The organism is Klebsiella sp. RCJ4 (genome assembly GCF_009025755.1).
Lineage (GTDB): Bacteria > Pseudomonadota > Gammaproteobacteria > Enterobacterales > Enterobacteriaceae > Klebsiella > Klebsiella michiganensis.
Window position 1 is genome coordinate 224,029 of the sequence record NZ_WCIN01000046.1, and the last position, 12,598, is coordinate 236,626.

Annotated in this window: 12 protein-coding genes; 11 read left to right on the forward strand and 1 reads right to left on the reverse strand. The window is 55.9% G+C overall.

Translation table 11 applies throughout. The annotated features are described in order from the left end of the window. Position 1: 1 nt before the first annotated feature. From fabD to ptsG, 10 genes are all read left to right on the forward strand, one after another. A complete protein-coding gene (gene fabD / locus F8562_RS26925; protein ID WP_032719690.1) occupies positions 2-931 on the forward strand; it encodes an ACP S-malonyltransferase in 930 nt (309 codons plus the stop codon). 12 nt (positions 932-943) lie between these two features. After that, entirely contained in the window at positions 944-1,678 is a 735-nt protein-coding gene (gene fabG / locus F8562_RS26930; protein WP_014838089.1) for a 3-oxoacyl-ACP reductase FabG, read from the forward strand. A gap of 210 nt (positions 1,679-1,888) precedes the next feature. After that, positions 1,889-2,125, forward strand: a complete 237-nt coding sequence (gene acpP / locus F8562_RS26935; protein WP_000103754.1) for an acyl carrier protein — start codon at positions 1,889-1,891, stop codon at positions 2,123-2,125. 89 nt (positions 2,126-2,214) lie between these two features. Continuing rightward, the gene (gene fabF, locus F8562_RS26940) at positions 2,215-3,456 is read left to right on the forward strand and encodes a beta-ketoacyl-ACP synthase II (protein ID WP_071886325.1); all 1,242 of its coding nucleotides are present in this window, start codon (positions 2,215-2,217) and stop codon (positions 3,454-3,456) included. Between the two features lie 145 nt (positions 3,457-3,601). Then, positions 3,602-4,411 (forward strand): aminodeoxychorismate lyase, encoded by an 810-nt coding sequence (gene pabC, locus F8562_RS26945; protein ID WP_014838091.1) that lies wholly within the window; start codon positions 3,602-3,604, stop codon positions 4,409-4,411. A 2-nt stretch (positions 4,412-4,413) separates the two neighbouring features. After that, complete coding sequence (yceG, locus tag F8562_RS26950) at positions 4,414-5,436, forward strand: cell division protein YceG (RefSeq protein WP_014838092.1); 1,023 nt, start codon at positions 4,414-4,416, stop codon at positions 5,434-5,436. Then, on the forward strand, positions 5,426-6,067 hold the full coding sequence (tmk, locus tag F8562_RS26955; RefSeq protein ID WP_004849914.1) for a dTMP kinase: 642 nt from the start codon (positions 5,426-5,428) through the stop codon (positions 6,065-6,067). The genes yceG and tmk overlap by 11 nt, the downstream gene beginning before the upstream one ends. Next, a complete protein-coding gene (gene holB / locus F8562_RS26960) occupies positions 6,064-7,068 on the forward strand; it encodes a DNA polymerase III subunit delta' (RefSeq protein WP_014228843.1) in 1,005 nt (334 codons plus the stop codon). Before tmk ends, holB begins: the two co-directional genes overlap by 4 nt. Positions 7,069-7,078: 10 nt before the next feature. Beyond that, on the forward strand, positions 7,079-7,873 hold the full coding sequence (locus tag F8562_RS26965) for a metal-dependent hydrolase (RefSeq protein ID WP_004849918.1): 795 nt from the start codon (positions 7,079-7,081) through the stop codon (positions 7,871-7,873). Positions 7,874-8,170: 297 nt separating this feature from the next. After that, complete coding sequence (gene ptsG / locus F8562_RS26970; protein WP_014228844.1) at positions 8,171-9,604, forward strand: PTS glucose transporter subunit IIBC; 1,434 nt, start codon at positions 8,171-8,173, stop codon at positions 9,602-9,604. 99 nt (positions 9,605-9,703) lie between these two features. Here the strand turns inward: ptsG and fhuE are convergent, their stop codons facing one another. Further along, positions 9,704-11,887 (reverse strand): ferric-rhodotorulic acid/ferric-coprogen receptor FhuE, encoded by a 2,184-nt coding sequence (fhuE, locus tag F8562_RS26975; RefSeq protein ID WP_014838093.1) that lies wholly within the window; start codon positions 11,885-11,887, stop codon positions 9,704-9,706. Between the two features lie 353 nt (positions 11,888-12,240). Here fhuE and hinT point away from each other — a divergent pair, with 353 nt between their 5' ends. Then, on the forward strand, positions 12,241-12,597 hold the full coding sequence (hinT, locus tag F8562_RS26985; protein ID WP_004849924.1) for a purine nucleoside phosphoramidase: 357 nt from the start codon (positions 12,241-12,243) through the stop codon (positions 12,595-12,597). Position 12,598: the final 1 nt, after the last annotated feature.

The following is a 12,598-nucleotide window of genomic DNA, read 5'->3' on the forward strand; positions in this document are numbered from 1 at the left end:
CATGGCGCAATTTGCTTTTGTGTTCCCGGGACAGGGCTCTCAGAGTGTCGGGATGCTGTCAGATATGGCGGCCGCTTACCCGGTCATTGAAGAGACGTTCCGTGAAGCCTCTGCGGCGTTGGGTTACGATCTGTGGGCGCTTGCACAGCAGGGCCCGGCGGAAGAGTTGAACAAAACCTGGCAGACGCAGCCGGCTCTGCTGACCGCCTCCGTAGCGCTGTATCGCGTCTGGCAGCAGCAGGGCGGTAAAGCGCCCGCTTTGCTGGCGGGCCACAGCCTCGGCGAATACTCTGCGCTGGTATGCGCAGGCGTTATCGATTTTGCTGATGCCGTCCGCCTGGTTGAGATGCGCGGCAGGTTTATGCAGGAAGCGGTACCGGAAGGTACCGGTGCGATGTCCGCGATCATCGGGCTTGACGACGCTGCGATTGCCAAAGCCTGCGAAGAATCTGCTGAAGGGCAGGTGGTTTCTCCGGTAAACTTTAACTCGCCAGGACAGGTGGTTATTGCGGGTAACAAAGAGGCCGTCGAGCGCGCGGGAGCCGCCTGTAAGGCTGCGGGTGCGAAACGTGCCCTGCCGCTGCCGGTCAGCGTACCGTCCCACTGCGCGCTGATGAAGCCGGCGGCGGAAAAACTGGCGGTTGAGCTGCAGAAAATCACCTTTAACGCGCCGACGATTGCGGTGGTAAACAACGTCGACGTGAAAAGTGAAACGGCGCCTGATGCTATCCGTGATGCCCTGGTTCGCCAGCTGTATAGTCCGGTTCAGTGGACCAAAACCGTTGAGTTTATGGCATCACAGGGCGTAGAGCATCTGTATGAAGTTGGTCCGGGTAAAGTCCTCACCGGTCTGACTAAACGTATTGTTGACACCCTGACCGCTTCCGCGCTTAACGAGCCGGCGGCGATGTCTGCGGCGCTTGAGCAATAAAAGAGGAAAACCATGAGTTTTGAAGGAAAAATCGCGCTGGTTACCGGTGCAAGTCGCGGGATTGGCCGCGCAATCGCTGAAACGCTCGTTGCCCGTGGCGCGAAAGTTATCGGTACTGCGACCAGCGAGAGCGGCGCGCAGGCGATCAGCGAATATTTAGGTGCTAACGGTAAAGGTCTGCTGCTGAATGTGACCGATCCTGCATCTATCGAATCTGTTCTGGGAAATATTCGCGCAGAATTTGGTGAAGTTGATATCCTGGTGAACAATGCCGGGATTACTCGTGATAACCTGTTAATGCGCATGAAAGATGATGAGTGGAACGATATTATCGAAACCAACCTGTCATCTGTTTTCCGTCTGTCAAAAGCGGTAATGCGCGCTATGATGAAAAAGCGTCATGGACGTATTATCACTATCGGTTCTGTGGTTGGTACCATGGGAAATGCGGGTCAGGCCAACTACGCTGCGGCGAAAGCGGGTCTGATTGGCTTCAGTAAATCACTGGCTCGCGAAGTTGCGTCCCGCGGTATTACTGTAAACGTTGTTGCTCCGGGCTTTATTGAAACGGACATGACGCGTGCGCTGACCGATGAGCAGCGTGCGGGTACGCTGGCGGCAGTTCCTGCGGGGCGCTTAGGCTCTCCAAATGAAATCGCCAGCGCGGTGGCATTTTTAGCCTCTGACGAAGCGAGTTACATCACCGGTGAAACTCTGCACGTCAACGGCGGAATGTATATGGTCTGACCGAGATTTGTGCAAAACGCTCAGGAACCGCGCAGTCTGTGCGGTTCACCGTAATGTTTTGTACAAAATGATTTGCGTTATGAGGGCAAACAGCCGCAAAATAGCGTAAAATCGTGGTAAGACCTGCCGGGATTTAGTTGCAAATTTTTCAACATTTTATACACTACGAAAACCATCGCGAAAGCGAGTTTTGATAGGAAATTTAAGAGTATGAGCACTATCGAAGAACGCGTTAAGAAAATTATCGGCGAACAGCTGGGCGTTAAGCAGGAAGAAGTTACCAACAATGCTTCCTTCGTTGAAGACCTGGGCGCTGATTCTCTTGACACCGTTGAGCTGGTAATGGCTCTGGAAGAAGAGTTTGATACTGAGATTCCGGACGAAGAAGCTGAGAAAATCACTACTGTTCAGGCTGCCATTGATTACATCAACGGCCACCAGGCGTAAGTGAACATCTCCAGGCGGTCATTCGACCGCCTGAGTTTTATCTATATTTTGTCCCACAAGAATCTATTTTCCCTCCCTGGAGGACAACCGTGTCTAAGCGTCGTGTAGTTGTGACCGGACTGGGCATGTTGTCTCCTGTCGGCAATACCGTAGAGTCTACCTGGAAAGCTCTCCTTGCCGGTCAGAGTGGCATCAGCCTGATCGACCATTTCGATACTAGCGCCTATGCAACGAAATTTGCTGGCTTAGTAAAGGATTTTAACTGTGATGACTTCATCTCGCGCAAAGAACAGCGCAAGATGGACGCCTTCATTCAATATGGAATTGTCGCTGGCATTCAGGCCATGCAGGATTCTGGCCTTGAAGTGACGGAAGAGAATGCTACCCGCATCGGTGCCGCTATTGGTTCCGGTATTGGCGGGCTTGGCCTGATCGAAGAAAACCACAGTTCGCTGGTAAAAGGCGGACCGCGTAAGATCAGCCCGTTCTTTGTTCCTTCCACAATCGTTAACATGGTGGCCGGGCATCTGACCATCATGTTTGGTCTGCGTGGACCAAGCATTTCCATCGCAACCGCCTGCACTTCTGGCGTACACAACATTGGTCACGCCGCGCGCGTTATCGCCTATGGTGATGCTGACGCAATGGTCGCCGGTGGTGCGGAAAAAGCCAGTACCCCGCTGGGCGTAGGCGGCTTTGGTGCAGCGCGCGCGCTGTCCACGCGCAATGACAACCCGCAGGCGGCAAGCCGTCCATGGGATAAAGAGCGTGACGGTTTCGTGCTCGGCGACGGCGCCGGCATGGTCGTGCTGGAAGAGTATGAGCACGCGAAAAAACGCGGCGCGAAAATCTATGCGGAAATCGTCGGCTTTGGTATGAGCAGCGATGCCTACCATATGACTTCGCCACCGGAAGATGGTGCTGGAGCCGCGCTGGCGATGGTGAACGCCATTCGCGATGCTGGCATTGAAGCTAGCCAGATTGGCTACGTCAACGCCCACGGCACCTCTACGCCGGCAGGCGATAAAGCAGAAGCGCAGGCGGTGAAATCCGTCTTCGGTGACGCTGCCAGCCGCGTCATGGTCAGCTCGACTAAGTCAATGACCGGCCACCTGCTGGGCGCCGCGGGCGCAGTAGAGTCTATCTACTCCATCCTCGCGCTGCGCGATGGCGCCGTTCCGCCAACCATCAACCTGGATAACCCGGATGACGGTTGCGATCTGGACTTCGTTCCGCACGAAGCGCGTCAGGTTAGCGATCTGGAGTATACCCTGTGTAACTCCTTCGGCTTCGGCGGCACTAACGGCTCGCTAATCTTTAAAAGGGTGTGATGCGCGCCTGACGCCGCGCCTTTGCTGACGTCAATGCTCATCGAAAAACTGGCCCGCTCGTCGGGCCTTTTTTTATTCAGTTTTCTCCGCTTGTTCAATGTATCTCCTCCTGCGAAACTAACCGGCCAGCGATAAGGAGACTTTTATGTATTTGATAAATGGCGCTGAAAGTGAAACGCTTGCGGTGAACGATCGCAGCGTTCAGTTCGGCGATGGCTGCTTTACCACGGCGCGCATCGTCAGAGGCCGGGTTCAGCTGCTGTCAGCCCATCTGGCCCGCCTGCAGAAGGCCTGTGAACAGCTCTTTATCCCCTACGACGACTGGGCGCTATTAGCGCACGAGATGGCGCATCTGGCGCAGCCCCATCAGGATGGCGTGCTGAAGGTCATCATCACGCGCGGGGCGGGGGGGCGCGGATACAGCGCTGCCGGATGCGTGAATCCCGTGAGAATCCTCAGCGTATCGCCCTGGCCGGAGCACTATCTTCGCTGGCGCGAGGAGGGGATCTCCGTGACGTTGAGCCCTGTCAGGCTGGGACGCAATCCCTCGCTCGCCGGCCTCAAACACCTTAATCGGCTGGAGCAGGTGCTGATTCGTTCTCATCTTGAGCAGACGGACGCCGATGAAGCGCTGGTCCTTGACAGCGACGGGTGGCTTACGGAATGCTGTGCCGCGAACTTATTCTGGCGTAAAGGATCCGACGTCTTTACCCCGCGCCTCGATCGGGCGGGGGTCAACGGTATTATGCGCCAGTACATTCTCGCTAAGCTGGCACCATCGCCGTTTCGCGTTGTCGAAGCCACCATGCGCCCCGAGGCGTTACGCGAAGCCGACGAGGTCCTTGTCTGTAACGCATTAATGCCGCTGGTGCCTGTTCGCCGCTGGAACGATAAACGTTGGTCCACGCGCGAGCTTTATCATTTTTTAGCCCCCTTGTGTGAGCTGTCTGATTAGCCATGAAGAAAATGTTACGTTTCATTCTGCTGTTGGTGGTGGTGCTGGGCATCGCCGCGGGCATCGGTATGTGGAAAGTTCGCCAGCTGGCGGACAGTAAGTTACTGATTAAAGAAGAGACCATCTTTACCCTTGAGGCCGGAACGGGGCGCCTGGCGCTTGGGCAACAACTGTATAGCGATAAAGTCATTAACCGCCCTCGGGTGTTCCAGTGGCTGCTGCGCATCAAGCCTGAGCTTTCCCACTTTAAAGCCGGGACCTATCGCTTCACGCCTGATATGACGGTACGCCAGATGCTGCAGCTGCTGGCCAGCGGTAAAGAGGCGCAGTTTCCGCTGCGCTTCGTTGAAGGTATGCGGGTGAGTGACTACCTGCGTCAGCTGCGCGATGCGCCTTACGTCAAGCATACGCTGGCGGATGATAGCTATGAAACCGTGGCGAAGGCCCTTGAACTGGAACATCCCGATTGGGTCGAAGGCTGGTTCTGGCCGGATACCTGGATGTATACCGCCAATACCAGCGATGTGGCGATCCTTAAGCGCGCGCATCAGAAGATGGTTGCCGCGGTCGATAAAGCCTGGGAAGGGCGGATGGAGAATCTGCCGTATCATGATAAGAATCAGCTGCTGACGATGGCCTCTATCATTGAAAAAGAGACGGCGCTGCCGGAAGAGCGCGACCGCGTCGCATCGGTATTTATCAATCGTTTACGTATCGGCATGCGTCTGCAAACCGATCCCACCGTGATTTACGGGATGGGGGAGAGTTATAATGGCAAATTGACGCGTAAAGATCTGGAAACGCCGACTGCTTACAATACCTATGCCATTAACGGTATGCCGCCCGGACCCATCGCCGTACCGGGCGAGGCCTCGCTGAACGCCGCCGCGCATCCGGCGAAAACGCCGTATCTTTATTTTGTCGCGGACGGCAAGGGCGGGCATACGTTTAATACCAACCTGGCCAGCCATAACCGCTCGGTTCAGGATTATTTGAAAGTACTTAAGGAAAAAAATGCGCAGTAACTATATCGTCATCGAGGGCCTGGAGGGCGCAGGGAAAACCACCGCGCGTGAATGTGTGGTAGAGACGCTAAAACAGCTGGGCGTTAGCGATATGGTGTTTACCCGCGAACCGGGCGGCACCATTCTGGCCGAGAAGCTGCGCAGCCTGGTGCTGGATATTCAGTCCACCGGCGATGAAGTGATTAATGATAAAGCGGAAGTGCTGATGTTTTACGCGGCGCGCGTACAGCTGGTAGAGACGGTGATTAAACCCGCTCTGGCGCGCGGTCAATGGGTCATTGGCGATCGTCACGATCTCTCGACCCAGGCCTATCAGGGCGGCGGTCGCGGTATCGACCAGACGATGCTGGCGACCCTGCGTGACGCGGTACTGGGAGACTTTCGTCCCCATCTGACGCTTTATCTTGATGTGACTCCGGAGGTGGGCCTGAAGCGCGCCCGCGCCCGCGGCGAACTTGACCGAATTGAGCAGGAGTCGCTGGATTTCTTTAATCGAACTCGCGCGCGCTACCTTGAACTGGCGGCGCAGGATCCCACCATCCGTACCGTTGACGCCACCCAGCCGCTGGAGGCCGTCGAGCGCGACATCCGTGCGGTGGTCAATCAGTGGGTTGCGGAGCAACTCCCATGAAATGGTATCCGTGGTTACGCCCGCCCTTTGAACAGCTGGTTGCCAGCTATCAGGCGGGACGGGGCCACCATGCGCTGATGGTCCAGGCGCTGCCGGGCATGGGGAGCGATGCGCTGATTTACGCGCTTTGTCGCTTTCTGATGTGTCGCCAGCCGGAAGGGCATAAAAGCTGCGGTCATTGCCACAGCTGTCAGCTGATGCAGGCCGGTACCCATCCTGATTATTATGCGTTGACCCCGGAAAAGGGGAAGAGCTCGCTCGGGATCGATGCCGTGCGCGAGGTGAGCGAAAAGCTTTATGAGCACGCCCGGCTTGGCGGCGCGAAGGTGGTGTGGATAGGCGATGCCGCTATGCTGACGGATGCGGCGGCAAACGCGCTGCTGAAAACGCTGGAGGAGCCGCCGGAGAATACCTGGTTCTTCCTGGCCTGTCAGGAGCCAGCGCGCCTGCTGGCAACGCTGCGCAGCCGCTGTCGTTTGTATCACCTTGCTCCGCCTTCAGAACGCTACGCGCTGGCGTGGTTAGAGCGGGAAGTGACGATGTCACAAGACGCGCTGCTCGCGGCGCTGCGGCTGAGCGCCAACGCGCCAGCGGCAGCGCTGGATCTGCTGCAGGATTCTCACTGGGCACCGCGCCAGCAGCTTTGTCAGATCCTGGGTAATATTTTAACTCACGGCGACTGGCTGACGCTGTTGCCGATTTTGAACCATGAACAGGCAGCGATTCGCCTGCACTGGCTGGCATCGCTGCTGGTCGATGCGCAAAAAAGGCAGCAGGGGATTACGCTTATCAGCAATCCGGACGCCTGGCCACTGGTCAATCAGCTGGCCGCTGCGCTGCCGGCGGCGCGCCTGCAGGCGATTGCGCGTGACGTCAGCGCCTGCCGCGAACAGCTGTTGAGCGTTGTCGGCATTAATCGCGAACTGCTGCTAACCGAGCGCCTTCTGCGCTGGGAACATTACCTGCAACCCGGGGCGGTTCTTCCCGTATCCCACCTCTGAGAGAGACATCATGTTTTTAGTCGACTCCCATTGCCATCTCGATGGCCTGGATTATCAAACGCTGCATAAAGATGTGGACGATGTACTGGCAAAGGCTTCCGCGCGCGATGTGAAATTTTGCCTGGCCGTGGCGACGACGCTGCCGGGATACCGCGGTATGCGCGAGCTGGTGGGGCAGCGTCACGACGTCGTTTTTTCCTGCGGCGTCCATCCGTTAAACCAGGATGAAGAGTATGACGTTGAAGAGCTGCGCAAACTCGCAGCAGAGGACGGCGTCGTCGCGATGGGCGAGACCGGGCTCGATTATTTCTACACGCCGGAAACAAAAGCGCGTCAGCAGGCGTCGTTTCGCGATCATATCCGTATAGGCCGGGAGCTGAATAAGCCGGTTATTGTTCACACCCGCGATGCCCGCGCCGATACGCTGGAAATTTTACGCGAAGAAAAAGTGACGGATTGCGGTGGCGTACTACACTGTTTCACTGAGGATAGGGAGACAGCGGGTAAGCTGCTGGATATGGGGTTCTATATCTCGTTTTCCGGCATTGTGACGTTCCGTAATGCGGAGCAGCTTCGCGATGCTGCGCGCTATGTACCTCTCGATCGCCTGCTGGTGGAGACCGATTCGCCGTATCTGGCGCCGGTACCGCATCGCGGCAAAGAGAACCAGCCGGCGATGGTCAGGGACGTCGCCGAGTATATGGCGGTCCTCAAGGGCGTATCGCTGGAGCAGCTGGCACAACAGACGACTGAAAATTTCGCGACGCTTTTTCATATTGACCCCTCCCGGCTGCAACCTCTCTGATATTGCTTATTATTTTAAGGCTCGTAATTAATAGCTAAAGCGAGTAAAGTTCACCGCCACAAATGGGGCGGTGAAGGTTTTTTGGCAACATTCAGACACGAGTTATGTAAATCAATGTCAGTTTTTAATGGGTGTCTGATTGAAACGTGATAGCCGTCAAACAATCATCCCGGTAATTATTTTACTCTGTGTAATAAATAAAGGGCGCTTAGATGTCCTGTCCACGGCGCGGTTCTCCCCCCGGGCCAATGCGTGAAAACGTAAAAAAGCACCAAATACTCAGGAGCACTCTCAATTATGTTTAAGAATGCATTTGCTAACCTGCAGAAGGTCGGTAAATCGCTGATGCTGCCGGTATCCGTACTGCCTATCGCAGGTATCCTGCTGGGCGTCGGTTCCGCAAACTTCAGCTGGCTGCCAGCCGTAGTTTCCCACGTCATGGCGGAAGCGGGCGGTTCGGTCTTCGCTAACATGCCGCTGATTTTTGCTATCGGTGTCGCACTTGGCTTCACCAATAACGACGGCGTATCCGCTCTGGCATCGGTCGTCGCTTACGGCATCATGGTGAAAACCATGGCCGTGGTTGCACCTCTGGTTCTGCATTTACCTGCTGAAGAGATTGCGGCTAAACACCTGGCGGATACCGGCGTCCTCGGCGGTATCATCTCCGGTGCTATCGCAGCCTACATGTTCAACCGCTTCTATCGCATTAAGCTGCCTGAGTATCTGGGCTTCTTTGCGGGCAAGCGTTTTGTGCCAATTATCTCCGGCCTGGCAGCGATCTTCACTGGCGTGATCCTGTCCTTTATCTGGCCGCCGATCGGTACCGCAATCCAGACTTTCTCCCAGTGGGCCGCTTACCAGAACCCGGTTGTTGCGTTCGGTATCTACGGCTTCATTGAGCGCTGCCTGGTGCCGTTTGGTCTGCACCACATCTGGAACGTTCCTTTCCAGATGCAGATTGGTGAATACACCAACGCAGCAGGTCAGGTCTTCCACGGTGATATTCCGCGCTATATGGCAGGCGACCCGACTGCGGGCAAACTGTCCGGCGGCTTCCTGTTCAAAATGTACGGTCTGCCGGCCGCCGCTATCGCTATCTGGCACTCTGCTAAACCAGAAAACCGCGCGAAAGTGGGCGGTATCATGATCTCCGCAGCGCTGACCTCGTTCCTGACCGGTATTACCGAGCCGATCGAGTTCTCGTTCATGTTCGTTGCGCCGATCCTGTACATCATCCACGCGATTCTGGCAGGTCTGGCCTTCCCGATCTGTATCCTGCTGGGTATGCGTGACGGTACGTCGTTCTCTCACGGCCTGATCGACTTCATCGTTCTGTCTGGCAACAGCAGCAAGCTGTGGCTGTTCCCGATCGTCGGTATCTGCTACGCGATTGTTTACTACGTGGTGTTCCGCGTGCTGATCAAAGCGCTGGATCTGAAAACCCCGGGTCGTGAAGACGCCACCGAAGACAGCAAAGCTGGCGCGACCAGCGAAATGGCTCCGGCTCTGATTGCCGCGTTCGGCGGTAAAGAGAACATTACTAACCTCGACGCATGTATCACTCGTCTGCGCGTGAGCGTGGCGGATGTGGCGAAAGTTGATCAGGCTGGCCTGAAAAAACTGGGTGCCGCAGGCGTGGTTGTTGCAGGTTCAGGCGTTCAGGCTATTTTCGGTACCAAATCCGATAACCTGAAAACTGAAATGGATGAATACATCCGCAACAGCTAAGTTGTGATATGGGGAGACTAAGGCAGCCTACGGGCTGCCTTTTTTAATGGCCGCAGGCGTTAAAAGCGCGCCCGCGGCTTTCGTCACGTTAAGCAGAGATCAGAACTGATAGCTGGCCGTAATGCTGACGTTGCGCGGTTCGCCGTAGACAATGGAACCATCGACGTTGGTGTCGTAGGTTTTGTCGAACAGGTTATTGACGTTACCCTGCACAGCAAAATTTTTAGTGACCTGGTAGCGAGTGAACACATCCACCAGCGCGTAGCTGCCTTGTTCCGCACGGAACGTCCCGTACGGCGTCGCGGTATCTTTATACACCCGGTTCTGCCAGTTAACGCCGCCGCCGACGGTCAGTTCAGGCATTACCGGCAGACGGTAGCGGGTGAACAGCTTGACGCTGGTACGCGGCAGGTTGGGATTCACCGCATTGCCTTCATTGTCTTCAGCGACAAAACGCGTCGCCCCAAAGGTCATCTGCCAGTTATCGGTAATCGCCCCGTTGATTTCGAACTCCACCCCTTTGCTTACGGTACCGTCGACGGTTTTATAGGCTGCTTCGCCGTTACTGCCGGGGATTTGCCCGCCGGTCGCCTGGCCGAGGTTATCCTGCTCGATGCGGAATAGGGCGAGCGTCGTCGTTAACCGGCTGTCCATCCAGTCCGACTTCAGGCCCACTTCATAGTTGTTTCCGGTAACCGGGGTCAGGTATTTACCGGAACTATCGCGCTTATTCTGCGGCTGGAAGACCGAGGTATAGCTGGTGTAGGCCGACCAGCTGTCGTTGATGTCGTAAACCAGCCCGGCGTACGGGGTGGTATGGTTTTTCTCCATCGTGTAGGTCAGCGTCTCGATGCTCCAGTTGTTATAGCGGACGCCAAGAATCAGATGCAGCGGGTCAAGCAGGGAAAAACGCGTCGCCGCGTACAGCGACTTCATTCGCGTGGTATCGTCCTGCGCCAGGCTCTGCGGGCCCCAGCTGGTTTCCGGGAATGTCGCGCTATTGAAGCTATAGAAGTTACCAACTTCATCGGGGAAGACGTTTGCCCACGAACTGAAATAGCGGTTGTTTTGTTTACTGTAGCTGGTGCCGATCATCAGGTTGTGCTGGCGACCAAACAGGTCGTAGCCGCCGTCGGCGAACAGGTCAACGGCGTCGACTTTACGTTTGCCGCTATTCCAGCCGGTACCGCCGACGTAATCATAGCCCGGGCCGTAGCTGTTATAGGGGCCCACCAGCATTCCGGTCGCTTTGTTGACGTACGCGTCCACGTACATCATCTTGCTGTCGAACGTGATCTCAGAATGGGTGGCATTCAGCGTTGCCTGCCAGGTATCGGCAAAGCGCTGTTTCAGCGTGACGAAGACCTTGTTGATCTCTTTGTCGTTATAGGCCCAGTCGGGCGCGGTGCTGTGGGCGCGGTCATAGTGGTTCTTGCTGCCATCGGTATTCCAGCGAGGCAGGCCACCCCATGTCGGGCTATTCACGTCGATACGCTGATACTCGTAGCCAGCGGATAAAGCGGACGACGTACCGAGATCGGCATCAAGAATGCCGGAGAAGAACGTTTTTTCGCTGTTATAGCGATCCAGCCACGAGTCATTATTTTGATAACCGGCGATAATGCGCGCCCGTACGCTGCCATCGTCAGTCAGCGGGCTTTGCATATCAGCAACGTAGCGCTGCTTATTCCAGCTGCCGTACTCCGCAGAGACATTTCCCTTGAACTCCCGACTGGTCGCGTGCTTGCGGATCATATTGACCGACGCGGCAGGGTTGCCGGTACCGGTCAGCAAGCCGTTGGCGCCGCGTACGACCTCAACCCGTTCGAAGAGGGCCATATCGGAAAGCGCGTCGCCCAGATTCCAGCGAGATTCAAACCAGGTCGGAATGCCATCGACCATATAATTGTCGATCTCAAAACCGCGGGAATAATAGCTGGTGCGGTCTGAGTCCGCCTGGCTGCTGCTGATCCCCATGGTATGGTCCATGACGTCGCCCAGCGTTTGCAGCTGCTGATCCCGCATCCGCTGTTCGGTAATGATACTGACCGATTGCGGGATATCGCGCTGGGCCATCTCCATTTTAGTCCCGGCTGAGGTGGTTCTGACGCTGTAGTCCTGCTCTTGTGTCTCCGAGGCGCTATCTGCGGAACCTTCTACAATAATAGTGTCTTCGGACGTGCCGGCTGCCTGACTGAGGTTGGGAAAGATCGCCAGCGCGATACCCATAGCAAGCAGGGACGGCGCGTTACGCCCATCCCGAAAGTTGGTGGAGAGAGACATCATAAACCCTTGATCGTATGATTGTTGTTATTTGCTGCGGCGCGATAGCCGCGGTAGATCGTCAGTGCACTGCATTTTCTTTGAATACAAATGAGAAATATACGCATTAATATTTAATATGTAAACAAGTGGGAAAACGGCTGTACCCGGGTCTTGTTGACCGGTACCGGGGGGCATACAGCGAAGAAACGCTTAATCCGTCAGCAGCTAAGCGCTTGCTCGCGTAAGAAAAAACGCATTCAGGTTGAAAGAGGGGGAGTAACTCGCTCATACTCTTAGGGGAATCCTGTGCATCCGCGTTTACCTGCAGAGGCAGGCCAGAGCACGGTATAAAAATTATTAAGGAATCAGTCATGGCAGAAGAAACGATTTTCAGCAAAATCATTCGCCGGGAGATCCCGTCGGATGTGGTTTATCAGGATGAGCTCGTGACCGCTTTTCGCGACATCTCTCCGCAGGCGCCAACCCATATTCTGATCGTTCCCAATATCCTGATTCCCACCGTCAACGATGTGACCGCAGAGCACGAGCTTGCCCTGGGACGCATGATGACCGTCGCGGCGAAAATCGCCCGCGATGAGGGGCTTGCCGACGATGGCTATCGCCTGATCGTCAACTGCAATCGCCACGGGGGCCAGGAGGTCTACCATGTCCATATGCACCTGCTGGGCGGCCGTCCGTTAGGCCCGATGCTGGCTCATAAAGGTTAAC

Excerpts from the sequence above, each read along its gene's own strand:
- fabD (WP_032719690.1), top strand. The coding sequence starts at position 2 with ATGGCGCAATTTGCTTTTGTGTTCCCGGGACAGGGCTCTCAGAGTGTC.
- pabC (WP_014838091.1), top strand. The coding sequence starts at position 3,602 with ATGTATTTGATAAATGGCGCTGAAAGTGAAACGCTTGCGGTGAACGAT.
- acpP (WP_000103754.1), top strand. The coding sequence starts at position 1,889 with ATGAGCACTATCGAAGAACGCGTTAAGAAAATTATCGGCGAACAGCTG.
- F8562_RS26965 (WP_004849918.1), top strand. The coding sequence starts at position 7,079 with ATGTTTTTAGTCGACTCCCATTGCCATCTCGATGGCCTGGATTATCAA.
- tmk (WP_004849914.1), top strand. The coding sequence starts at position 5,426 with ATGCGCAGTAACTATATCGTCATCGAGGGCCTGGAGGGCGCAGGGAAA.
- hinT (WP_004849924.1), top strand. The coding sequence starts at position 12,241 with ATGGCAGAAGAAACGATTTTCAGCAAAATCATTCGCCGGGAGATCCCG.
- yceG (WP_014838092.1), top strand. The coding sequence starts at position 4,414 with ATGAAGAAAATGTTACGTTTCATTCTGCTGTTGGTGGTGGTGCTGGGC.
- fhuE (WP_014838093.1), bottom strand. The coding sequence starts at position 11,887 with ATGTCTCTCTCCACCAACTTTCGGGATGGGCGTAACGCGCCGTCCCTG.
- fabG (WP_014838089.1), top strand. The coding sequence starts at position 944 with ATGAGTTTTGAAGGAAAAATCGCGCTGGTTACCGGTGCAAGTCGCGGG.
- holB (WP_014228843.1), top strand. The coding sequence starts at position 6,064 with ATGAAATGGTATCCGTGGTTACGCCCGCCCTTTGAACAGCTGGTTGCC.
- ptsG (WP_014228844.1), top strand. The coding sequence starts at position 8,171 with ATGTTTAAGAATGCATTTGCTAACCTGCAGAAGGTCGGTAAATCGCTG.